Below are 20,644 nucleotides of genomic sequence, written 5' to 3'. Positions count from 1 at the left end.
GCGCTGACGGTAGCAAGATTCGCCCTTGCAGCTAAGCCAGCGCTCGCTGGCGGCTTAACGAATCGTGCTAACAGCCGCGCCCTCCGCCGTCGGCCAAGCCGTTTGCGCTGCCGGCCTAACGACGCCCAGCGAGGCCAGTAAGCCGCCGCACAGCACGTCTTGTCCGAAATTCGAAAGTCCTTGTCTCAACGCCTCCGTACCGGCCACTTAGACTACGCTCATCGGCTGCACGACGCAGCGCAAGACCCAACAGGAGTGACACGCAATGAAAGCGATTCAGTTCAAGACTTTTGGCAACCCCGAGGTGCTCGACTACGTCGATCTGCCGACGCCCCAAGCCGACGCGGACAGTGCCGTCGTGCAGGTCAAGGCGGCCTCGGTGAATCCAAGCGACGTCAAGAACGTGTCCGGCCATTTCGACCACACCGTCCTGCCGCGCACGCCTGGCCGCGACTTCAGCGGCGTCGTGACCGCCGGCCCCGCCGAATGGCTCGGCGCAGAAGTCTGGGGTACCGGCGGCGATATCGGCTTCACACGCGACGGCACGCACGCCGAGTTCATCAAGATTCCGCTCGCCGCGCTGTCGCGCAAGCCCACCACGCTCAGCCACACTGAGGCCGCCGCGATCGGCGTGAACTTCGTGGTCGCGTGGCTCGGCACGGTCGAGTATGCAGACCTGCAAGCGGGCGAGACGATTGCCGTGATTGGTGCGGGCGGCGGCGTCGGCGGCGCAGTGGTGCAGATCGCGAAAGCGCGGGGCGCGCGCGTGATCGCGGTCGACCGCCATCTGCTCTGCGCCGAAACGCCCGCGGGCCGGCTGGTCGACGACTACATTCCGTTCGACGAAAACGTGGCCGTACGCCTGAAGGCGCTGACCGGCGGCGCCGGCGCGGACGTGGTGTACGACACGGTCGGCGGCGTCGCCTTCGAGACCGCACTGAGTCTCGTGAAGCGCCGCGGCCGGGTGCTGGAAATCAGCGCCACGGGCAAACGCCGCGTGGAATTCGACCTGATCGATTTCTATCACAACGAAACGCAACTGCTCGGCGTGGACAGCGCCAAGCTGGTCGTCGCCGAATCGGCGCCGTTGATGACGGCACTGGTGGAAGGTTTCGAAAGCGGCAAGCTTCAAGGGCCGGCCATCGCGCAGGCATTCCCGCTCGAACGGGCACGCGAGGCCTACGAGGCGGTGGCCGCCGGCACGCGCGGCCGCGTCGTCATCACGATGTAATTGCCGAAACGACCGGCGGGCGCGGCTGCCCGCATTTCAGATGGGTATGAACAACATGAAAGCGTATTTGATCTCGCTCGTGGCCGGCGTCGTGGTCGGTTTGATCTACAGCGTAATGCAGGTGAAATCGCCCGCGCCGCCGACCATCGCCCTGGCCGGGTTGCTCGGCATGCTGGCCGGCGAGCATATGATCCCGTTCGTGCGGACGTGGCTGGCCGTCGGTATTCACTGACGTCCTCTGATTAACGTCTGTCGTCGACATCGCTTCGCGCCGATAGCTTTTCCATCACCGGGCGCCGCACGCTAAGATGGAGCCCGCCGGGCCGGAGAGCCGCGCTTGCAGCATCGCCCGCGCATGTGCCATCGCCATGCGCGCTGCCCGGAGATCACAAGAAAAGCTTCACTCGGAGAATCAGATGTCTGAAGAATATGAAGTGCATGGTCCGCACGACCATGCGGTTGAACACGCCGGCCACCATGACGCGGATCCCTTTGCGAGCCGAATGGCCGTGATGACGGCGATCCTCGCGACGATCGGCGCACTGTGCGCCTACCAGAGCGGCAACAGCGAAAACCTGGCGCTGTACTACAAGAACGAAGCCGCCATTAAAAAGACCGAAGCGTCGAATCAATGGAACTACTACCAGGCCAAGGGCGAGAAAGAGAATCTCGCTGAACTCGGTGCGGCGCTGTCGCTCGGCAATACCGATGCGCACGCGAAGTTCGTCGCCGACGTCGACAAGTACAAGCAGCAGAAAGAGCCGATCCGAGCGAAGGCTGAAGCGATCGAAAAGGAAGTCGTGGACAACGACGCCAAGAGCGAAGCGCTGCTGCATGGCCATCATCGCTGGGCGCAGGCCACGACCTTGATTCAGGTGGCCATCGCTCTGTGCGCGATCACGTTGCTGACCCGCAAGAAATGGCTGCGCAATCTGTCGTTTGGGATTGCGGCTGCGGGTGTGATCACTGCCGTTGTGGCGTTCTTTTCGGCGTAATTACGCGAACGGCGTGGTGATCCCCGGCCCGAACTTCGTCGCGGTTGCGCACACTGCAGCCCCGCAGTATCGGCGCTGCAAGGCGTGGATCGATCGCGTGTGCGGCGGCCTGATCGTCGCGTTGGGTGCGGCGTCAGTTGATCCGGTAAGTTACTTACGTACGGTTCAATGCGCGCGGCCGCGCGCAGCACGCTCGAGCAACAGTTCACGCTCGCGCGCATTGCGCGTCATGCCGGCAGCGCGTTCGAATTCGGCGCACGCCTCTTCCACACGGCCGAGTTTCTCCAGCAGATCGCCGCGCACGCTCGGCAACCAGTGATAGTTCGCGAGCGCTGCATCGGCGGCGAGCGCGTCGACGATTTCCAGACCGGCAGCCGGTCCGAACGCCATGCCGACTGCCACCGCACGATTCAACTCCACCACCGGCGAAGGCGTCACCTGCGCGAGCGCGTCGTACAACGCGACGATCTGCGCCCAATCAGTCTCCTCGGCACGGCGTGCACGCGCATGACACGCGGCCAGCGCCGCCTGCAATGCATACGGCCCACTCGCACCGCCCAACGCGTGCGAGGTGCCGAGCGCGGCCAACCCGCGGCGGATCAGCAGCGGGTCCCAGCGGCTGCGGTCCTGGTCGAGCAACAGCACCGGCCGGCCCTCGGCATCGGTGCGCGCACGCGTACGCGACGCCTGGATTTCCATCAACGCGACGAGGCCATGCACCTCGCTTTCGTCCGGCACGAGCCCACTCAGCACCCGCCCAAGCCGCAGCGCTTCCTCGCACAACGCCGGACGCATCCAGTCGTCGCCGGTTGTGGCCGAATAGCCTTCGTTGAAAATCAGATAGATCACCTGAAGCACCGACGCGAGCCGCGGCGCACGCGCATCCGCCTGCGGCACCTCGAACGGCACTTTGGCCGCTGACAGCGTGCGCTTGGCCCGCACGATGCGCTGCGCGATTGTCGGCTCAGGCACGAGAAACGCGCGCGCGATTTCGTCCGTAGTGAGGCCGCCGAGCAGGCGCAGCGTCAGCGCGACACGTGCGTCGGTGGACAACACCGGGTGGCATGCCGTGAACACCAGGCGCAACAAGTCGTCGCCGATATCGTCGGCGCGTGCGGCATCGAGGGTATCGACGAAATCCGGCACGAGGTGCGCCTCCATTGCGTCGAGATCGTGGCCCAACTCCTCACGCTTGCGGGCATGCAGCGCCTCCTGGCGCAAGCGGTCGAGGGCGCGGTTCTTCGCGGTCGCCATCAGCCACGCTCCCGGGTTGTCGGGCACGCCAGCGTCGGGCCAATGTTCGAGCGCCGCCACCAGCGCATCCTGCGCCAGCTCTTCGGCGAGCCCCACGTCACGCACGATCCGCGCGACGTGGGCGATGACCTTGGCGGATTCGATCCGCCAGACTGCCTCGATGGCACGATGGGTGGCCGGTTTTGTCACGGGATCAGCCCGCTGCCTTGGCGTTCGGATCCATGTAGATCAGCTCCCAGATATGTCCGTCGATATCTTCGAAGCCGTGCCCGTACATGAAGCCGTAGTCCTGCGGCGCGCGCGGCACCGTGCCGCCGGCAGCGAGCGCCTTCGCGACCAGCGCATCCACCTCGCCCCGGCTCTCGCACGAGAGACCCAACAAGGCCTCGGTGCTTTCCTTCGGATTGCAAAGCGACTTGCGCGTGAAGGACTTGAACAGGTCCTTGACCAGCAGCATCGCGTAGAGGTTCTCGCCGATAATCAGACACGCGGCCTGCTCGTTGGTGAATTGCGCCTCGAAGCTGAAACCGATCGTGCTGAAAAATGCCTTCGACCGTTCGAGGTCGTCGACGGCGAGGTTGACGTAGATCTGCTTATGCATGATGGAATCCAGTGATCGGGTTGTGGGCTCGCCGGGGTGTCACAGTGCATCGCACTGCGCCACGCATACAGCGATCCCGCGTATTCAGCTTGCCTCGGCCAGCGTTTTCAGATTGCCCAGGCCGTCTTCGAAATCCTTGCCGACCATGCGGTCCATGCTGACGAACACCTGCATCAGCTTCGACAGAAACGGCGCAGGCCCATGCATCGCCCAGGTGACCTGAGTCGCGCCGGCCTCCGGCTTCAACGTGAAATCAGCGATGTTATGCGCTTCGAACGGCTTGATGAAATCGAGGTTCATCGTCACGTTCGCCGGCGCCGCCGTGTCGACGATCTCCATCTGCCCCACCCCAACCTTTTCGCCTTGCCACGCATAGCGCGCACCCTTGCCGCTCGGCGTGCCGCTATAAGTGCCCTGCGCCGCGGGATCTTTGCGCAGGAACGGATTCCAGCGATTGAACTGATGCAGATCGTCGATCAACCCGTAGACCCGCTCGGGCGGCGCCTCGATGCGCACGCTGCGTTCGATGCGAAAGTTGTCGGGGCGCGTCGCCGCGTAGATGAGCAGCGGACCCACCGCCGCAACGACGGTGATCAGAATAACTTTGAGCATGATGAATCCTCTCGATGTGGCCGGATCGGCGCCGCGTTCGTGCGGTCGGATCGGCGTCGCGATTAATGTTTGGCTGCGTCCAGCTTGCGGAAGCGGTCCACTTCCGGGCTCGGCTCGAAGTCCTCGAGTTCATACAGTTGCCGCACTTCGATTTCGCCTTCGGCCTGCTCGCCGAACGGCGCCGGGAAGCGCCGCGCCCATTCCATGGCTTCTTCGCGGGAGCGAACCTGAATCAGCGTGTAGCCGGCGATCAATTCCTTGGTTTCCGCGAACGGGCCGTCAATCACCGTGCGCTTGCCTCCGCTGTAGTGGATGCGCCAGCCTTTCGAACTCGGTTTCAGGCCTGTTGCGTCGAGGAGCACACCGGCCTTGGCCAGTTCTTCATGGTAGGCGCCCATCGCCACCATCAGGGCTTCGTCCGGCTGGCCGCCCGCTTCGCTGACAGCAGTCGCCTTGACTATGATCATGAATCGCATCGCAATCGCTCCTTGGGTGGTGTGTGGTTGGTGGAGAGCCGTTATTTGATTGCTGGCTCCTTACTCACACGACGAGCGATGCGCGGCCGGATCGACATGTTTGTCGCCAGCCTAGGGAAAACCCCCAGAAAATAGTTGCGAACGGGCAAACCCGCTTACAGGAAACAAGGCCCGAGCTTGCGGACTTCGACGGTGCACCACGAGGCCGCCGGGCAGGCCTGCGCGATCGCCACCGCTTCTTCACGGGTTTCACAATCGAGCAGGTAGAAGCCGCCGATCATTTCCTTGGCTTCGGCGAACGGGCCGTCGAGCAGTTTCGCTTGACCATCGCGCACCTGCACGCGCACGGCGTCATTCGTGGAGGTCAGCGCTTCGGCTGCGACCAGCTTGCCGCGCTCTTTGAGGCCGGTGGCGAAACGCACCATCTGGTCATAAACCTCGCGCCCCGCCTGCTCACCACGTTCGACGCGTTGATTCGGGGGTTCGACGATAAGCAGCATGTAAGACATGGCGTCTCCGATTGATCGCGCCGTGGGCGTGAACGCCAGCGAGGCGTATGACGGCAAGAGCGCGCTTACAGTTGGGTTGCGAAAGGCAGTCTAGCAAGCGCGGATGACTCCAGCAAACCCGTTTCACTGCCCGGGCACCGATGGACCGCAAGCCCTACGGACACTCGTAATACTGATGCGGCACGTGGATTGCTGCTTCGGTTGTATCGATACACATCCGAGGTGACATCATGCGAAATCAATCTATCCTGGGCGTCATTGCAATGGCATTGGCGCTACTGACATTGACGGCCGGCTGCACCCTTGGCGGTGCGGCAGCAGGCGGCGTCATCGGCAACGAGGCGACCAATCACAGCGCGGTCGGCACGGTCGGCGGCGCAGTAGCCGGCGGGATTATCGGGCACGAGTTGGGCAAGTAATTTGAGCCTGAACTGCCTGAAACAATTCGATCAGAGAATATGACGGGTTCGCAAACGCGACCACCCTTCATATTCTCCTATTCAGCCGCTCTCTCACGTGACACGACAACGCCACTTTGAAGTATTCTCCCAACGCGCTTAAGCGCGTCGTGAACGCATTACGCGTGGATTAAAGGCAGCAAATAATCTGCTTTTAATCCGATAAACCGGCGCGACAAATGCAATTAAACTTATCGGCATAATCTGCCGACATAACAAACGAATCATATAAACAGGGTATCGGGGAAATTCATGCATCGATCGTTAGTGCGTAGCGGCGTCGCGGCCGCAGTGGCCTTTGCGTTGTTCCAACTCGGCGGTTGCGGCGGCGGCGGTTCCAGCTCAACATCGTCGAGCACGCCGACGGTCACGGCTACCTCGGTGAACGGCACGGTCGCCACCGGCAGCGCCGTAGTGGGCGCAACCGTCACGCTGACCGATGCGACCGGCGCTCAGGCCACGGCAACCACCAACACCCAGGGCGCGTACACGATCTCGGTGAAAGGCATGACCGCGCCGTTCCTGATCGTCGCCACCGACGCCACCGGCATCTCTACCCCGCTCGTCTCCGTGCTCGCCAAACTGCCCAATGGCACGGCGCCGGCAGTCGCCAACGTCACCACGCTGACCACGGCGATTGCCGCCATGCTGACCGCTTCGGGCAACCCGCTCGACCTCGCGTCCACCACGGCGCTGGCCAAGGTGACGCTGCCGTCCGTGCAGATCGCCACCATCACGCTCGACGCGATACTGACGAAAATCCTCGCGCAGAACGGCATCCAGACGGCGGGCTTCGATCCCATCGGCGTGGCCTTTACGCCGAACCACACCGGCGCCGATGCGGTGATCGACACGGTGTCGGTCGTGTCGGCGGCCAACGGCGGCCTGTTGCTGCTATCGAACGCGACGCCGGGCACGACGGTCGCGCTGAACAACCAGACTGCCCAATCGGTCACGCTGGCAGCGCCGCCCGCGGCGGCCAACTATCTGGAGCCGCTGGCGTCTCTGCTGACGGCCTGCGCGGCGACCGGTACGCTCAACACGTCGTGCTCGCCGGCCATCGACTCCGCCTACCTCGAAAGCGGTTCGACCGATCTGGCCGTAGCCCACGGTCTGACGGAAGCGACCTTCAATGGTGCGGTGTTCGGTTCGCCGAAGACACTCGCCTTCTTCACACGCAACGGCAAGCAGCTTGCGCTCGTGCAGTTGCCGGTCACGCTGGCGAGCGGCACGGCAGCCGGTGTGCTCTACACCATTGCGCAACAGCTCTCCACGCCCGTCACGCTCGCCAACGGCACGCAACTCGGCTGGGATCTGATCGGCAATCAGTCGCAATTCGCTGTGTCGATCATGTCGCAAATCCAGCGTCGCACCTTCCTCGATTCGAAGCTGAATGATGTGAACCGGTACGAGTCGGGTCTTAAGATTGCGATTCCGACCACTTCGAATCCGACGGTGTATTCGGCTTCCGTCACGGGACCTGGCCTCGCTGCGCCGGTCTGGCTGATGCAGCGCAATGCGCTCGGCATCAGCTCGCTGGGTCTGTCGGATTTGCCGTTGAGCGCGGCGCCGGTTCCGCCGGCGACGACCAGCAGTAATACGGAGTTGTATCGCTGGTCATGGCAATCGCTGTCGTCGACCGCGAACTTCACGCCGGCGGCTTCGAGCGGCTACTACTCGGCGCAATCGATCGACGCGAGCACCGTGCCCCTCTACTCGACCTACACCGTGACGTTCTACGACCAGAACGGCGTGCAGCTCGGCCAGTCGTCGATCATCAATCCGGGCAGCCCGTTGAACGCGGCGGCGGGCAGCGCGGTTGCGTGGCCGACGCTACTGCCGGACTTCGCGACCCAGTTCCTCACGCCAGCCGGGTCGCTGGCCGGCGCGCAGTACGCGATGAGCGTGACGTGGTCGAGCCTCGTGAACGGACAGAATCTCGCGTATCCGGTGACGTCAGTGCAGATTCAGGCCTCCCCTGGAACGGGCTCCGGCTCGACGACTGCAATCGATGGCTTCTCGATCAGCGCGCCGAACAACACATCGGTCGGCCAGTTTCAAACCACCGTCTTTGCGGGAGTCAATGCCGGGGGCGTACAGACTTGCACGAACTGCCCGTTCCCGGCGTTGACGTCCGGTGGTTCGCGGCTCGTGCAATTGGGTGGCGGGCAGAATGGGATCACGTACTACGACTTGACGAAGTACAACGACTAGAGGAGGACAAACAAGAAACGCCGCCCCGTCGCAGCGGCTTTCATGCCGAAGGCAACAGCGACCGGGCCTGCTCGAGAAGTGCGTGGGACGCAGCAAACTCGTTGCGTCCCGCCATCGTCAGTGCGGCGTGGCCGGTGCTCGCGAACAGTTCGTCGTTGGACGTTGCGACTGCGTTCGAACCGGAACCCGGCTGGTCGTATCGGCGAAAGAACGCGAGCATCTGGAACGCGTCGAATCGCCAGTCCTCTGGACCGGCCTTGGCTAGAAGCTCAGCGGCGGCGGCTAGTTGCCGCGTGACTGCGAGGAATTCAGAGCGTTCCATGACACCTGTCTCCTTGTGAGTCGCCGTCACCGGGCGTTCTGAGAGTTTAGCGCAGGAGCTCAATCGGCCATCGGCCCAGCCGTAGTCCTGCAAACTCGCAGGCCCAAGCAACAAGCCCGCGAGTTTGCATCAACGACGCATCACGACGCTTTTTCCAGCTTCACGATGGTCATCGTGCCGTCGACGTCTTCAATGCGGACCTTCACCTTGTCGCCTTCGTGAATCTGCTTGATCATCGCGGCATCCTTCGCCTTGAAGGCCATGGTCATGGCCGGCATCCCGACGTTTTGCAGCGCGCCGTGTTTCAGCGTGACCATGCCGGAGGCCGGGTCCACTTTTCTCACCTCCGCATCCGTGAGCGCCGCATTCGGCGAGTCCTTTGAAGCCGCCGGCTTCATGGACATGTTCATCCCCGCCATATCGTCGCCCGCAAACGCGGGGGCCGCAGCAATGGCGCCGAAAGCAGCAAACGCAACAATCCATTTCTTCATTGAAGTTCTCCAGTTTGAGTAGTTGGCACGGCTGTGCCGGAAGGTACTGCGTGAGAAAGCCGCGCGTCGGGCAGACGCTTCGCGCGGCGGCGTTGCAGCAGGAACCACGCTGCGGGAATGACCAACATCGAAAGAATGGGCGCCGTGATCATCCCGCCCACCATCGGCGCGGCGATGCGCTGCATGACTTCCGAGCCGGCGCCGTGCCCGACCATGATGGGTATGAGACCGGCAAGCACGACACCAACCGTCATCGCCTTGGGACGCACACGCTGCACTGCCCCCTCTCGAATCGCATCGAGAAGCAGCGTTTCGGTCAGCGGCTCGCCTGCGTCGAGTCTGCGATTCAACGCGCCCTTCAGGTAAAGCAGCATCACGACACCGAACTCCGCGGCCACGCCCGCGAGCGCAATAAATCCCACGGCGGTCGCAACAGACACGGCATGCCCCAGCATCCAGATAAACCAGAAACCGCCGACCAGCGCGAAGGGCACCGTCGACATCAGCAGAAGCGCGTCACCCACGGAGTTGAACGTCAGAAAAAGCAGCACGAAAATGACCACCAGCGTCACGGGAATAACGGTGCGCAACTTCGCCGCCGCTCGCTCCAGATATTCGAACTGACCGGACCACGCAATCGAATAGCCCGCGGGCAGTGTCACTTTCTCTGCGACCGCGCGCTGCATGGCCTGCACGGCCGAATGCAGATCCGTGTCGCGGATATCGACGTACACGTAACCGGCGAGCCGCGCGTTCTCACTGCGAATCATCGGCGGGCCATCGGCAATCGTGATGTGCGCCACGTCAGCCAGCTGGATTTGCGCGCCACGCTCGGTTACGACTGGCAGCTCGCGCAGCTTCTCGAGCGAATCGCGGATCTCGCGTGGATAGCGGACGTTGATCGGAAAGCGCTCCCGGCCGGCAATGACCTCGCCGACGTTTTCACCGCCGACCGCGGTGGACACGATCGACTGGATATCGGCAACCGCGAGGCCGTAACGTGCCGCTGCCAGCCGGTCAATATCGACGTCGATGTATCTGCCGCCGTTCAGGCGCTCGGCAAGTGCGGACGTCACACCGGGCACGGTCTTGACCGCTGCTTCGACCTGCGTTGCCACCTTGTCGATTTGCCCGAGGTCGGGGCCCGAAATCTTGACGCCGACCGGCGTCTTGATGCCTGTCGACAGCATGTCCAACCGATTGCGGATAGGCGGAACCCACACGTTCGAGAGCCCCGGCACTTTGACGGTGCGGTCCAATTCGTCGACCAGCTTCTCCGGCGTCATGCCCGGCCGCCACTGGCTGCGTGGTTTGAACTGAATCGTGGTCTCGAACATCTCGAGCGGCGCGGGGTCGGTCGCCGAGTCCGCTCGGCCGGACTTGCCGAACACGGTCTGCACCTCCGGCACGGTCTTGATGAGCCGGTCGGTCTGCTGCAGCAGTTCACTCGCTTTCTCCGTCGAGATGCCCGGCAGCGCCGTCGGCATATACAGCAGATCGCCTTCGTCGAGCGGCGGCATGAATTCGCCGCCGAGCCGCGAAAGCGGAATCGCGGACGCTGCGAGCGCAACCAGCGCCACACCGATCGCGACCCACGGTCGACGCAACGTCGCCTCCAGCAACGGGCGATAGAGCCGTATCAGTACGCGATTAATAGGGTTCGCGTTCTCGTGCGGAATACGGCCGCGGATCAGCAAACCCATCAACACCGGCACCAACGTCACCGACAGGCCCGCCGCCGCTGCGATCGTGTAGGTCTTCGTGAACGCCAGCGGGGAAAACAGCTTGCCTTCCTGGCCTTCGAGCGAGAACACCGGAATGAACGACAGCGTGATGACCAGCAGCGAGAAGAACAGCGCCGGCCCGACCTCCGCGGCCGACGTGGCGATGAGTTCCCAACGTTCAGCCGAACTGATCGCGTTGCCGGGATGCGCGTGGTCGTACGCTTCGAGATGTTTGTGCGCATTCTCGATCATCACGATGGCCGCGTCGATCATCGCGCCGATGGCAATTGCAATGCCGCCCAACGACATCAGATTCGCGTTCACGCCTTGATACCGCATCACGATGAAGGCGGCCAGCACGCCCAGGGGCAACGACAGGATCGCGACGAACGCACTGCGCAGATGGAACAAAAAGACCGCGCAAACGAGCCCAACGATGATGAATTCCTCGACGAGCTTGTCCTTCAGGTTATCCACCGCGCGTTCGATCAACTGTGAGCGGTCGTACGTCGTCACGACTTCCACGCCCGCGGGCAGCGAACGCTTCAGCTCGGCGAGCTTTGCCTTCACCGCATCGATGGTGGTCAACGCGTTCTTGCCGGAACGCATCACGATGACGCCGCCCGCAACTTCGCCCTGCCCGTTCAGCTCTGCGATGCCGCGCCGCATCTCGGGTCCGATCTGAATACGCGCGACGTCGCCCAGCAGCACGGGCGTACCGGCTTCGTTCGTACGCAGGACGACGTTGCGAAAGTCATCCATAGTGCGCAGGTAACCGGACGAGCGCACCATGTATTCGGACTCCGCCATCTCGACGACTGACCCGCCCGATTCCTGATTCGCCTTGCCTAACGCGTCGGCGACCATCGCCTGCGTGATGCCGTAAGCGCGCAGTTTGTCCGGGTCGAGGACGACCTGATATTGACGCACCATGCCGCCAATGCTCGCGACCTCGGACACATCCGGTACCGACTTCAGTTCGAACTTCAGGAACCAGTCGTTCAGGGCGCGAAGCTGTCCCAGGTCGTGCTGTCCGCTTCGGTCGACGAGTACATATTCGTAGACCCAACCGACACCGGTTGCATCAGGCCCAAGCGATACCGTCGCGCCTGAAGGCAACCTGCTCTGCACCTGGTTCAGATACTCGAGTACACGGGAACGCGCCCAATACTGGTCGGTTTTGTCGTCGAACAGGACGTAGACGAACGCATCGCCGAATGACGAATACGCGCGAATGGTTTTCGCCCCCGGTACGCCCAGCAGGGTCGTGGTGAGGGGATAGGTGACCTGGTCCTCGACGACCTGTGGCGCCTTGCCCGGGTACGACACCTTGATGATGACCTGCGTGTCGGACAAGTCAGGCAGCGCGTCGAGCGGCGTTTGCATCACCGAGTAGACGCCCCATGCCGTGACGAGCACGGTGGCAAGCAAGACCAGAAAGCGGTTGTAAATCGACCATCTGATAAGACGCGCGATCATTTGGCGCCTCCTACCGGTTCGACTGTCGTCAACTGGTAGCCGCCGTCCGTCTGCCGGAATGCGAAGTGCACTACGTCACCGGGTTTTGCGTCCGGAAAGGCCGTGGGCGACGGTTTACCGAATGCCATCGTCATCTTGCCCCAGCCCAAAGCCGGGACCGGCTGGTGGGAGAAGGTGATGTCTTCAGCGGTCACCTTTTCGACCCTGCCGGTGGTCTCGTACGTTTGGGATGCACCTGTCGCGACGGGTGCGGATGCGGGCGCGGGCCCGCTCGGGTCTGCGTTTGCGCTCCCCGCGAGGCGAGGCAGAACCGATTTGAGGCTGGCTTCCGAATCGATCAGAAACTGGCCGGACGCCACGACCTGATCGCCATCGGTCAAACCGCTCAACACTTCGGTTTCGTCGCCAGCATCTTTGCCGACGGTGACATTCACCGGCTGCAAACGGCCATCACCGTTCCTGACGATAACCACGGTGCGCTTGCCGGTCGTGATGACCGCTTCCGATGGAACGAGCAGGCGCGAGGCCGGTTTCTGCGCACCGATCCGCACGCGCATCAGCATGCCCGGCGTCAGCTTGAACGCGGCGTTGTCGATCTCGAGACGAGCCTGCAGCGTGCGGCTGCTCGTGCTGATGCCCGGCAGGATTTCGCGGATCTGCCCTTTGAAGTGCTGAGTGGGATCGCCCGCGAATGCCGCGTCGACCGTCATGCCGGGCTGCACGGTCAGCGCAAGGGATTCCGGTATTTCGACGATGAGCCACAACGTCGAGAGACCGGCGATCTTGGCGAGCGTTTGCCCGGGCGTCACCATCGCGCCATCGCGGACGTTCAGCTCGCTGACAACACCCGTTTCCGGCGAGGTCAGCACGACATGTGTCTGCGCCTTGCCGCTCCGGTCGAGATTCGCAACGACGCCGTCCGGTATCGACATCGCCCGCATGCGCGCGCGAGCCGCGTCAAGCATGCCGCTGTCCATATCACTGCGTTTGAGCGCGAGGTACTCTTCCTGCGGCGCCAGCCAGTCCGGCACGAAGAGCGACGCGATCGGCGCGCCTTTCGCTATCCGTTGCATCGGTGCGTCCGCGTACAAGCGGTCTATGTAGCCCGTAACGCGCGACTGCACCACGTCGGCGCGCGATTCGTCGAATTGCGTGGTCCCGACGGCATCGAATCCTTCGGTCACGTCCTGCCGTCGCGCGGTCGCGTAGCGGATGCCGAGGTTCTGCTGCAGGCCCGGATCGATTTTGACGCCGCTCGTGCCTGCTTCATCGGCGAAGACGGGTTCGAGCTGCATGTCCATGAAAGGCGACTTGCCCGGTTTGTCGAAATGCTGATTCGGAACCATCGGGTCGTGCCAGTACAGCACCTTGCGACCCGTTTTCGCGTCGATTTTGTCGCCTGCCGCAGATGTCGCGGCGGGCATCGTGGCGGCAGAAGCCGAACCCGCCTGCGTGGAATGACGCGTGCCGGCCAGGTAGCCTGCGCCTAACAAAGCGGCGGCGGCGAACGCAATGAGAACCGCGCGTGCCAGTTGTTTCTTTTGCATGGTGTGCTCCTTCACTGGCTGATGGACATCGACGCGGGCACGACCTGGTATTCGAGCTGGGCCCAGGTCTGGGACACCTCGCGCCGAAGGTCGAGCACCTGTAGCTGAGCGTCGAGCAATGCACGTCGGGCAGCAAACGCTTCCGCAAGCGACCCGCTACCCGCCTGATAGGCCGCGGCCGCGAGCTGGACGCGCCGGTCCGCAGCGGGCAGCAGGGAGTCGGTGAGATGGGTGATGCGCTCGCGGCCGCTGGCAAGCGTCGCCGACTGCGTGCGGATATCCGCTTCGACTTGCCGCTGCGTGTCTTCGTACATCAGCCGCGCTTTGGTGCCGAGTTCCGCCTTCTCGTCGGCGTCGCGGTTCTGGCGATTCTTGCGATTGATCGGCAGCGGAATGCTGACGCCGACCGAAACCATGTTCGAGTACTGCCCGCCGCGCTGCTGATAAGAGACTTCCCACGTCCAGTTGGGACTGCGGTTGCTGTTGGCGACAGCCGTATCGGCATCGGCGACGGCGATGTCCCGCGAAGCGGCCACAAGCACCGGCTGAACGTCGCGAAGCTCGTCGGGTGGCAGAGACGACACATACGATTGCGGCGCGGGCGGATCGCCGCTCACATCGAGAACAGGCGTAGCAGTCCAGCGGGACAGGCCGATCAGCGCGGTTTGAAATGTCTGTTGTGCTTTGAGTAGCTGATCCTGCGTCTGCGCAAGCATCGTCTGCGCTTGCACGACGTCGGCTGCGCTTGCCTTGGCTCCCCGGTAAGACGCTTTCGTCGCGTCCAGTTCGTGATCCATATGACGCACCAGCTCCTGCTGCAACGCGAGCGCCTGCTTTGCATAGACGGCGTTCAACCAGGCAGTCGCCGTTTGTTGTCGTGTGTTCACGAGCTGCAGCAGATAGCCGGCGCGCTCGCGGTCCACCACATCGTTCGCCCGGGCGGAGAGCAGGCGGCGTTTATCACCGGATACCCATTCCTGCTCGATGCCGATGCGGCGCATGGTCATGAAGTCCTGACCGATGGTGAAACGTTGCGATCCGTTCACCGGCAGGTTGTCGATACCCGCTTTGAGCATCGGATCGGGCAGTTGCCCGGCCCGAACGGCGGCATCTGAGCTGGCGCGTACGGAGGCCTGTGCGGCTCCCATGGCGGAAGAGCGGTCGGTGGCGGCCTGAAGCGCCGCATCGAGCGTGTAGCTTGCTTGCTGAGCGTGTGCCGCGCCGCTCGTGAGAATCAGCGCGGCGAAAAGCGAACGCGCGCGCAGTGGTGCACGCCGGGTTGACGGCGTGCGAAAAATGAATGGCATGTTCTAACCCCAACGGCGAACTCCCAAAGGGAGTCCACGTCCTGAACGCAGGACGACCTCACCGCAAATGCGGCGAACCTGTCAGCAAGGGATTAGATGGCGCGAGGAGGTCGCCACGGTCCGGTCGGCTCACGGACCGGCAGCGACTGCGCGTAGTGGAAAACAACGGTGCTCAACAACCCGGCAGGCCGGGTTATTCCAGTCGGAGAGACCGGGTGATACAGACTGCCGATTTGGCATTGAGCCATTACCTTGCAGAAAAAGCCCTTGGCTTTTTCGGGCTGCGACGAATGCATCGACTCGCAGCCGGACATGTCAGCCGACATCGCATCGCTCTCGTCGGCACTCATGCTCATCTGCATCGGACATTCTCCCGTCAAGCCGCTGGCCGCCAGCCCACTAATGGGCAGCGCAGCGCATAGCAACAAGAGGAGCAAAGTCCGCAGAAATTTCATGCCGGAGATTATAGCCGGAGTAAATTAACCGGGTGCGTCGGATTGGCTAACAACAGCAGGATCAGCGCTGATGCGAAAAAACGCCCCATGCGGGGCGTTCTTCGTTTGAGCGTTAGCTTGCGGCAGAGCGCGACGTTGCTTAAACGGTCGCTTCGACAATCGCTTGCGTATGGGCCGATCTCATCAACCCCTCGATCATCTTCGTCTCCGCGTTCGCAATCTCGCTCAACGATGCGACCGACAGTTGCCCATCCAGAATCGCCAGCGCGGTGCAAAGACGGGCGTATTCGCTGTCTTCGAGCAGCCAGGCGCCGTCTTGATGCTCACGCGCGTCGAGTTGCACCATCGCCGCATGCGCGCTTTCGATATCGGCAATAACGTCTTCACCGAGGCCAAGACGCGCCAACTCTTGCGACACCAGCAGATGCCGGCTCAAGGTCAGGTGCAAATCCCGCGTGCCTCGACCGCGCCGGAATGCATCGAGGGCGGTGTAGCACTGCAGGAGCATCGCCGCGGTGACTGGCTCGTGGGCAGTGCGGCTATAGGTCAGCGCGCGCAACAGCGGGGACATGGCCGGCTGGGTGTGCTTGCGGACTCGCGATTTACTGGACATATCGATTCAACCTCCTTCGCTAACTCTCGGCTTTGCCACCGAATGGTGTGCTCTCCGGTGGCAAACGCCGCCGATGCGCCGGCGGCTTGACAGGCCCTTAATGTGAGTCTGTGTAGCCATCATGGCAAGCAACTATTAAGACAGACTTAAACAACTCAAAGTCTCGAATGTGCGCAGCGTCTCGCCACGCGCGAGCAGATTTTCCGCTACGGCTGGCCGGAAACGTAACGCTGCCATATAGGTTCGGATCGGGTAAATACAAGTCACATTGGCCGCGCCGACGAAAAAAAGCCCTGTTCCCGCGAGGGAACAGGGCCGGACAGGATGGAGGAGTCGTACAGGCGCGTGGATGCTTGCCGACTTTTATAACCACCACAGACTACCAAAGCTGTTGCTACCTGAACTGCTACTGCGCTACTGCATTATTGCTTTGCTGCGGTATTGCGGTACTGCTTTACGGCGGTATTGCTTTACGGCGGTATTGCTTTACGGCGGTATTGCGGTATTGCGTTACAGCTCGGTTCCTCGCCATCAACATCGCCTCGCTGCAACCCCCTGCTGAGCCGTGCGCATGGCTGCTGCGATTGCGCACTATTTGCATTGCTTCGACTTCCTACTGCTTTACTGCCCTGCCACGTTGGTCAAACGCGGCAAACTGCCATCAACGGTACGGTTCAAAACAACGCGGGGGAAGACCGCGTCGATGGGCTCGGTGACTTGTCGCTCCATGGAAAACAGTTTACGTGAACGCACGAGAATGCAATTGCGCGAAACGAGGGGAATTGGCAGGCCAGTTTGCCGAATCGCCGCGGTGTCGCGGTTTCTTCAGACTTGAGCCGTGAGATTGGGCGACCGAAACATAGGCGCGTGGCCTGTACGAGCGCCTGGGCTTCGAAATCGTCGCCGAAGAGGAAATAGAGTTTCTGATGCGGCGCGCACCGCACGCGTCAGCCTAAATTCGAGCAGAATGACCGTCTGACAAAGACGGTACGAAACCCGCTATGACCTTTCGCGACACCTCGGCCATCGAAAGCTGGCACGCCCATGTTTACTTCGATTCAGGTAGCCGCGACGCCGCGTGGACCTTTCGCGAGCAAATCGAAGCACACTGGAACGGCAAACTGCAAATGGGGCGCTTTCACGAACGCCCGGTCGGGCCGCACCCGATGTGGTCGTATCAGCTCGCATTCGCGCAGGAGCAGTTCGCCGAGCTCGTCGGCTGGCTCACGCTGAATCACGGCGCGCTCGATATTTTTCTGCACCCGAATACCGGCGATGCCTTACGGGACCACCGCGACGCGGCGCTGTGGATCGGCCGTTCGCATGAGCTCGTGCTGAGCGCTTTGAACTAGGTGCCAAGGCACGCGTAGCTGCGAACAGCCGCTAGCCCGGTCACATATTCGAGTACGAGTTGCACCAGCCACGCGCGGCGACCTGCTTGTCGCCGAACAGCGTGCAACCACCGTAGGCGTCGGTAGCCTTACCCTGGAATAGCGAGCAGTTGGCGCAGGTTTGTCCGGCGGCGTAGCCAGGGAATTTCGCCTTGTCGACTTTTGACGCGTCCTCTTTATAGCCGACGGCCTGCGCCTTCGGATCGGCTTCGCTCAGTGCGTTCGCGGTGTCGGCGAACGCGACGCGGGACAGCATGAGCGATGAGCTCACGCCCACACTCAGCATCAGAAAATGGCGGCGTGAGGTTTTCATCATGGTCCGATGGGAAGATGGGAAGTGGGGATGCCCGTGGATCGGGTTCAATCGAGAAATCGCGTGAACCGTTCAACCGGTTCGCGATCCGTGCGCAACGTATTGACCAGCGCGCTTTCGTCGGCGAAACCTAGCGACATGCCGCATACCAGTTGCTCTTCGGCCGGCAGGCCGAGATGCTCGGCAATCAGCCGATGAAACTGCGTAAAGGCCGCCTGCGGACAGGTATCGAGGCCGCGCCCGCGCGCCGCCGTCATGATCGCTTGCAGGAACATGCCGTAGTCGAGCCAGCTACCGCGCTCCATCACCCGCTCGATCGTGAAGAACAGGCCGACCGGCGCGCCGAAGAACCGGTAGTTCTGTGCATGCTGTTCATGCATGCGCGCCTTGTCGCCCTTTTCGATGCCCAGCAGGCCGTAAAGATCCCAGCCGATCTTGCGGCGGCGGTCGATGTACGGCGACACCCATTGGTGCGGATAGTAGCGATACGCTTCCTGATACAGCGCATCGCGCTGAGGGTCGTCATAGGCGGCGACCAGAGCCTGCGACAGGCGCGCGAGCGACTCGCCCGTCACCACATACACTTTCCACGGCTGAGTATTGGTGCCCGAAGGGGCGCGGCTGGCCGCTTCGAGAATCGCCTCGATATCGGCGCGCGCAACCGGCGTGGGCAGAAAGGCGCGGATCGACCGCCGCGATATCAACGCGGCGTCGACCTGGTTGGGGGACGTGGTCATCGGCAGAAATCCGGCAGGGCCAACGGTTTTGGCGGTCTGCGCCGATTCTAGCGCGAGCGCCCACTTTTCCGCTGGCGGCCGGGCAGGGTTCCGGGCGAGTGCCGGCGGCCGAACACGAAATCGCGACACCGTTTATCCTTTCTACAACACCGCCTACCGCAACTGTCCCGTCCATCTTTGGAGTTGACCATGCAATACCGCAAATTCGGCCGCACCGGCCTGACCGTTTCGCACCTGTGTCTCGGCACGATGACCTTTGGCCTGCAGACTGAAGAAGACGTTTCGCGGCGGATTCTCGACACAGCGGCGGACGCCGGCGTGAACTTCATCGATACCGCCGACGTTTATCCGCTCGGCGCCGACGAAAGTATTGCCGGACGCACGGAAGAGGTCGTCGGACGGTGGCTGAAGGGCAAACGCGACCGCTTCATTCTGGCCACGAAGGCGGTCGGCAAGATGGGGCCGTCAGCGTGGGATCAAGGCGCGTCGCGCAAACATCTGCTGGATGCGATCGACGCATCGCTGCGGCGGCTCGGCACGGACTACGTGGACCTTTACCAGCTCCATTCCGACGACGCGAACACTCCGCTCGATGAGACGCTCGAAGCACTGGACGTGATCGTGCGCTCCGGGAAGGCGCGGTACATCGGCGTGTCGAATTTCCTGGCGTATCGGCTGGCACGGGCGCTGGGTCGCGCCGACGTGCTGGGCGTGGCGCGGTTTGTATCGGTGCAGCCCCGCTATAACCTGTTGTTCCGGCAGATCGAGCGGGAGTTGTTGCCTTTGGCGGATGAAGAGCAATTAGCCGTGATGCCGTATAACCCGCTGGCGGGTGGTTTGCTGACCGGTAAGCATCGGGTGGATGCTGCGCCCACGTCCGGGCGATTCACCGAAACCGTCGGGAAGGCGGGGGCCATGTATCAGGAGCGGTACTGGCATCAGCGCGAGTTCGAAACGATCGAGAAACTGAAGGCGATCGCCACGCCGACGGGCGAGTCTTTGACTCGGGTTTCTCTTGCGTGGGTGCTGGCCAATCCGCTGATTACGTCGGCGATTATCGGCGCTAGTCGCGCTGAGCAGTTGAGCGATACGCTGGCGGCTTCGGAGCTTGTGCTCGACGCACAGGTTAAGGCACAGCTTGATGAGGTGAGTCTGGAGTATCGATGGGGTGATGCGGCCCGATAGTGGGGTGCCTTTGACGGCGGCTTCGGTTGCCTGGCCGCCGCCATCGAAGGTATAGAAACCACCACCCGATCACCGTCCGTATCGAAGCACCGTACTCGCCGCAGCAAGCACATGATCCTTCATGGCCGCCTGCAACGCGTCGCGCGTCAATCCCGCCGGCAATGCGTCGGGCGGTAAATCAAGCGCATAGACCTGCGCAACATAGTGATGCGGTACGTCCCCGACTGGCGGGCACGGTCCGTAATAGCCAGGGCCACCCGTCCGGTTCGTTCCGGCCACGCTACCGGCCGGCGTCGCACCCGCGCCGAGCCCGGTCGCCGACGGTGCGACTCCATACAACACCCAATGCACAATGCCCAGACCCTTCGCGCCGTCCGGATCGAAAATAGTAATGGCGTAACTCTTCGTGCCGGCAGGCGTGTTCCGCCATTGCAAGGCCGGCGACACATTCCCGCCACCGCAATTATTCGCGCTCGCCGCGTGGCTCGAATCCAGCGTGCCGCCGTCGGCCACACCCGGCGACGACAGCGCGAATGCATCGGCCGCGCGGGCACTCACTGCAGCAAAAGTCAGCACCGCACACGTGCTGACCAATAACAGGCGTCGTGCAACGCCAGCGGTATCGCTTCGAATCATCGTTGGCTGCCCTAGGTATAAGTTAGCTAAGCTGAAAAAGTCGTGCCGCAACAAACGCGCGTCACGGCCACCGGTGACAAACGTATCGATCGGG

General features: G+C 62.5%; 22 protein-coding genes. 7 read left to right on the top strand and 15 right to left on the bottom strand.

The genetic code is table 11. The features are described from left to right. Positions 1-265: 265 nt before the first annotated feature. The 3 genes from P3T25_RS33285 to P3T25_RS33275 all read left to right on the top strand — a co-directional run bounded on the left by P3T25_RS33285 (position 266) and on the right by P3T25_RS33275 (position 2,226). Positions 266-1,231 (top strand): quinone oxidoreductase family protein, encoded by a 966-nt coding sequence (locus P3T25_RS33285; protein ID WP_429361244.1) that lies wholly within the window; start codon positions 266-268, stop codon positions 1,229-1,231. 46 nt (positions 1,232-1,277) lie between these two features. After that, positions 1,278-1,463: a DUF1427 family protein gene (locus P3T25_RS33280; RefSeq protein WP_233469077.1), complete on the top strand. Its 186-nt coding sequence runs from the start codon at positions 1,278-1,280 to the stop codon at positions 1,461-1,463. 184 nt (positions 1,464-1,647) lie between these two features. Further along, positions 1,648-2,226 carry a DUF4337 domain-containing protein gene (locus P3T25_RS33275; RefSeq protein WP_429361242.1) on the top strand — a complete coding sequence of 193 codons (579 nt, stop codon included), beginning with the start codon at positions 1,648-1,650 and terminating at the stop codon, positions 2,224-2,226. A gap of 165 nt (positions 2,227-2,391) precedes the next feature. Here the strand turns inward: P3T25_RS33275 and P3T25_RS33270 are convergent, their stop codons facing one another. The 5 genes from P3T25_RS33270 to P3T25_RS33250 all read right to left on the bottom strand — a co-directional run bounded on the left by P3T25_RS33270 (position 2,392) and on the right by P3T25_RS33250 (position 5,678). Further along, the gene (locus tag P3T25_RS33270; protein ID WP_429361240.1) at positions 2,392-3,669 is read right to left on the bottom strand and encodes an RNA polymerase sigma factor; all 1,278 of its coding nucleotides are present in this window, start codon (positions 3,667-3,669) and stop codon (positions 2,392-2,394) included. Between the two features lie 4 nt (positions 3,670-3,673). Then, positions 3,674-4,081 (bottom strand): VOC family protein, encoded by a 408-nt coding sequence (locus P3T25_RS33265; protein WP_266256454.1) that lies wholly within the window; start codon positions 4,079-4,081, stop codon positions 3,674-3,676. An 84-nt stretch (positions 4,082-4,165) separates the two neighbouring features. Then, entirely contained in the window at positions 4,166-4,693 is a 528-nt protein-coding gene (locus P3T25_RS33260; protein ID WP_429361237.1) for an SRPBCC family protein, read from the bottom strand. Between the two features lie 62 nt (positions 4,694-4,755). Next, positions 4,756-5,169 (bottom strand): YciI family protein, encoded by a 414-nt coding sequence (locus P3T25_RS33255; protein ID WP_429361235.1) that lies wholly within the window; start codon positions 5,167-5,169, stop codon positions 4,756-4,758. A gap of 155 nt (positions 5,170-5,324) precedes the next feature. Beyond that, positions 5,325-5,678 carry a YciI family protein gene (locus P3T25_RS33250; protein ID WP_154565200.1) on the bottom strand — a complete coding sequence of 118 codons (354 nt, stop codon included), beginning with the start codon at positions 5,676-5,678 and terminating at the stop codon, positions 5,325-5,327. Between the two features lie 263 nt (positions 5,679-5,941). On the opposite strand from P3T25_RS33250, the gene P3T25_RS33245 reads away from it, so the two are divergent. Then, positions 5,942-6,097 carry a glycine zipper 2TM domain-containing protein gene (locus tag P3T25_RS33245; protein ID WP_257021160.1) on the top strand — a complete coding sequence of 52 codons (156 nt, stop codon included), beginning with the start codon at positions 5,942-5,944 and terminating at the stop codon, positions 6,095-6,097. Positions 6,098-6,388: 291 nt separating this feature from the next. Continuing rightward, positions 6,389-8,350, top strand: coding sequence for a hypothetical protein (locus P3T25_RS33240; RefSeq protein WP_429361233.1), 1,962 nt, complete (start codon positions 6,389-6,391; stop codon positions 8,348-8,350). A 40-nt stretch (positions 8,351-8,390) separates the two neighbouring features. On the opposite strand, the gene P3T25_RS33235 is transcribed toward P3T25_RS33240, so the two are convergent. The 7 genes from P3T25_RS33235 to P3T25_RS33205 all read right to left on the bottom strand — a co-directional run bounded on the left by P3T25_RS33235 (position 8,391) and on the right by P3T25_RS33205 (position 16,288). Then, complete coding sequence (locus tag P3T25_RS33235) at positions 8,391-8,672, bottom strand: hypothetical protein (RefSeq protein ID WP_429361231.1); 282 nt, start codon at positions 8,670-8,672, stop codon at positions 8,391-8,393. Positions 8,673-8,812: 140 nt separating this feature from the next. Next, positions 8,813-9,163: a copper-binding protein gene (locus tag P3T25_RS33230; RefSeq protein WP_266256450.1), complete on the bottom strand. Its 351-nt coding sequence runs from the start codon at positions 9,161-9,163 to the stop codon at positions 8,813-8,815. Next, a complete protein-coding gene (locus P3T25_RS33225; protein WP_429361228.1) occupies positions 9,160-12,366 on the bottom strand; it encodes an efflux RND transporter permease subunit in 3,207 nt (1,068 codons plus the stop codon). The genes P3T25_RS33230 and P3T25_RS33225 overlap by 4 nt, the downstream gene beginning before the upstream one ends. Continuing rightward, a complete protein-coding gene (locus P3T25_RS33220) occupies positions 12,363-13,913 on the bottom strand; it encodes an efflux RND transporter periplasmic adaptor subunit (RefSeq protein WP_429361226.1) in 1,551 nt (516 codons plus the stop codon). The genes P3T25_RS33225 and P3T25_RS33220 overlap by 4 nt, the downstream gene beginning before the upstream one ends. An 11-nt stretch (positions 13,914-13,924) precedes the next feature. Continuing rightward, positions 13,925-15,220: a TolC family protein gene (locus tag P3T25_RS33215; protein ID WP_429361224.1), complete on the bottom strand. Its 1,296-nt coding sequence runs from the start codon at positions 15,218-15,220 to the stop codon at positions 13,925-13,927. A gap of 92 nt (positions 15,221-15,312) precedes the next feature. After that, on the bottom strand, positions 15,313-15,675 hold the full coding sequence (locus P3T25_RS33210) for a hypothetical protein (protein ID WP_429361222.1): 363 nt from the start codon (positions 15,673-15,675) through the stop codon (positions 15,313-15,315). 139 nt (positions 15,676-15,814) lie between these two features. Further along, positions 15,815-16,288, bottom strand: coding sequence for a hypothetical protein (locus P3T25_RS33205; RefSeq protein WP_154565208.1), 474 nt, complete (start codon positions 16,286-16,288; stop codon positions 15,815-15,817). Between the two features lie 1,001 nt (positions 16,289-17,289). Here P3T25_RS33205 and P3T25_RS33200 point away from each other — a divergent pair. After that, positions 17,290-17,640, top strand: a complete 351-nt coding sequence (locus P3T25_RS33200; protein WP_097395052.1) for a DOPA 4,5-dioxygenase family protein — start codon at positions 17,290-17,292, stop codon at positions 17,638-17,640. A 40-nt stretch (positions 17,641-17,680) separates the two neighbouring features. On the opposite strand, the gene P3T25_RS33195 is transcribed toward P3T25_RS33200, so the two are convergent. Next, positions 17,681-17,992: a high-potential iron-sulfur protein gene (locus tag P3T25_RS33195; protein WP_266256492.1), complete on the bottom strand. Its 312-nt coding sequence runs from the start codon at positions 17,990-17,992 to the stop codon at positions 17,681-17,683. Positions 17,993-18,039: 47 nt separating this feature from the next. Continuing rightward, complete coding sequence (locus P3T25_RS33190; protein WP_429361219.1) at positions 18,040-18,729, bottom strand: nitroreductase; 690 nt, start codon at positions 18,727-18,729, stop codon at positions 18,040-18,042. A gap of 189 nt (positions 18,730-18,918) precedes the next feature. Here P3T25_RS33190 and P3T25_RS33185 point away from each other — a divergent pair, with 189 nt between their 5' ends. Beyond that, positions 18,919-19,914, top strand: a complete 996-nt coding sequence (locus P3T25_RS33185; protein WP_154565212.1) for an aldo/keto reductase — start codon at positions 18,919-18,921, stop codon at positions 19,912-19,914. A gap of 69 nt (positions 19,915-19,983) precedes the next feature. On the opposite strand, the gene P3T25_RS33180 is transcribed toward P3T25_RS33185, so the two are convergent. Beyond that, positions 19,984-20,550: a YbhB/YbcL family Raf kinase inhibitor-like protein gene (locus tag P3T25_RS33180; protein ID WP_171927754.1), complete on the bottom strand. Its 567-nt coding sequence runs from the start codon at positions 20,548-20,550 to the stop codon at positions 19,984-19,986. Positions 20,551-20,644: the final 94 nt, after the last annotated feature.

The sequence above is a fragment of the Paraburkholderia sp. GAS32 genome (genome assembly GCF_050434225.1).
Taxonomy (GTDB): Bacteria; Pseudomonadota; Gammaproteobacteria; order Burkholderiales; family Burkholderiaceae; genus Paraburkholderia; species Paraburkholderia madseniana.
This window is presented reverse-complemented; position numbering and strand designations above follow the sequence as displayed.

Excerpts from the sequence above, each read along its gene's own strand:
- P3T25_RS33285 (WP_429361244.1), top strand. The coding sequence starts at position 266 with ATGAAAGCGATTCAGTTCAAGACTTTTGGCAACCCCGAGGTGCTCGAC.
- P3T25_RS33255 (WP_429361235.1), bottom strand. The coding sequence starts at position 5,169 with ATGCGATTCATGATCATAGTCAAGGCGACTGCTGTCAGCGAAGCGGGC.
- P3T25_RS33195 (WP_266256492.1), bottom strand. The coding sequence starts at position 17,992 with ATGAAAACCTCACGCCGCCATTTTCTGATGCTGAGTGTGGGCGTGAGC.
- P3T25_RS33180 (WP_171927754.1), bottom strand. The coding sequence starts at position 20,550 with ATGATTCGAAGCGATACCGCTGGCGTTGCACGACGCCTGTTATTGGTC.
- P3T25_RS33185 (WP_154565212.1), top strand. The coding sequence starts at position 18,919 with ATGCAATACCGCAAATTCGGCCGCACCGGCCTGACCGTTTCGCACCTG.
- P3T25_RS33220 (WP_429361226.1), bottom strand. The coding sequence starts at position 13,913 with ATGCAAAAGAAACAACTGGCACGCGCGGTTCTCATTGCGTTCGCCGCC.
- P3T25_RS33225 (WP_429361228.1), bottom strand. The coding sequence starts at position 12,366 with ATGATCGCGCGTCTTATCAGATGGTCGATTTACAACCGCTTTCTGGTC.
- P3T25_RS33240 (WP_429361233.1), top strand. The coding sequence starts at position 6,389 with ATGCATCGATCGTTAGTGCGTAGCGGCGTCGCGGCCGCAGTGGCCTTT.
- P3T25_RS33200 (WP_097395052.1), top strand. The coding sequence starts at position 17,290 with ATGACCTTTCGCGACACCTCGGCCATCGAAAGCTGGCACGCCCATGTT.
- P3T25_RS33275 (WP_429361242.1), top strand. The coding sequence starts at position 1,648 with ATGTCTGAAGAATATGAAGTGCATGGTCCGCACGACCATGCGGTTGAA.
- P3T25_RS33265 (WP_266256454.1), bottom strand. The coding sequence starts at position 4,081 with ATGCATAAGCAGATCTACGTCAACCTCGCCGTCGACGACCTCGAACGG.
- P3T25_RS33250 (WP_154565200.1), bottom strand. The coding sequence starts at position 5,678 with ATGTCTTACATGCTGCTTATCGTCGAACCCCCGAATCAACGCGTCGAA.
- P3T25_RS33280 (WP_233469077.1), top strand. The coding sequence starts at position 1,278 with ATGAACAACATGAAAGCGTATTTGATCTCGCTCGTGGCCGGCGTCGTG.
- P3T25_RS33260 (WP_429361237.1), bottom strand. The coding sequence starts at position 4,693 with ATGCTCAAAGTTATTCTGATCACCGTCGTTGCGGCGGTGGGTCCGCTG.
- P3T25_RS33230 (WP_266256450.1), bottom strand. The coding sequence starts at position 9,163 with ATGAAGAAATGGATTGTTGCGTTTGCTGCTTTCGGCGCCATTGCTGCG.
- P3T25_RS33190 (WP_429361219.1), bottom strand. The coding sequence starts at position 18,729 with ATGACCACGTCCCCCAACCAGGTCGACGCCGCGTTGATATCGCGGCGG.
- P3T25_RS33245 (WP_257021160.1), top strand. The coding sequence starts at position 5,942 with ATGGCATTGGCGCTACTGACATTGACGGCCGGCTGCACCCTTGGCGGT.
- P3T25_RS33205 (WP_154565208.1), bottom strand. The coding sequence starts at position 16,288 with ATGTCCAGTAAATCGCGAGTCCGCAAGCACACCCAGCCGGCCATGTCC.
- P3T25_RS33215 (WP_429361224.1), bottom strand. The coding sequence starts at position 15,220 with ATGCCATTCATTTTTCGCACGCCGTCAACCCGGCGTGCACCACTGCGC.
- P3T25_RS33210 (WP_429361222.1), bottom strand. The coding sequence starts at position 15,675 with ATGAAATTTCTGCGGACTTTGCTCCTCTTGTTGCTATGCGCTGCGCTG.
- P3T25_RS33235 (WP_429361231.1), bottom strand. The coding sequence starts at position 8,672 with ATGGAACGCTCTGAATTCCTCGCAGTCACGCGGCAACTAGCCGCCGCC.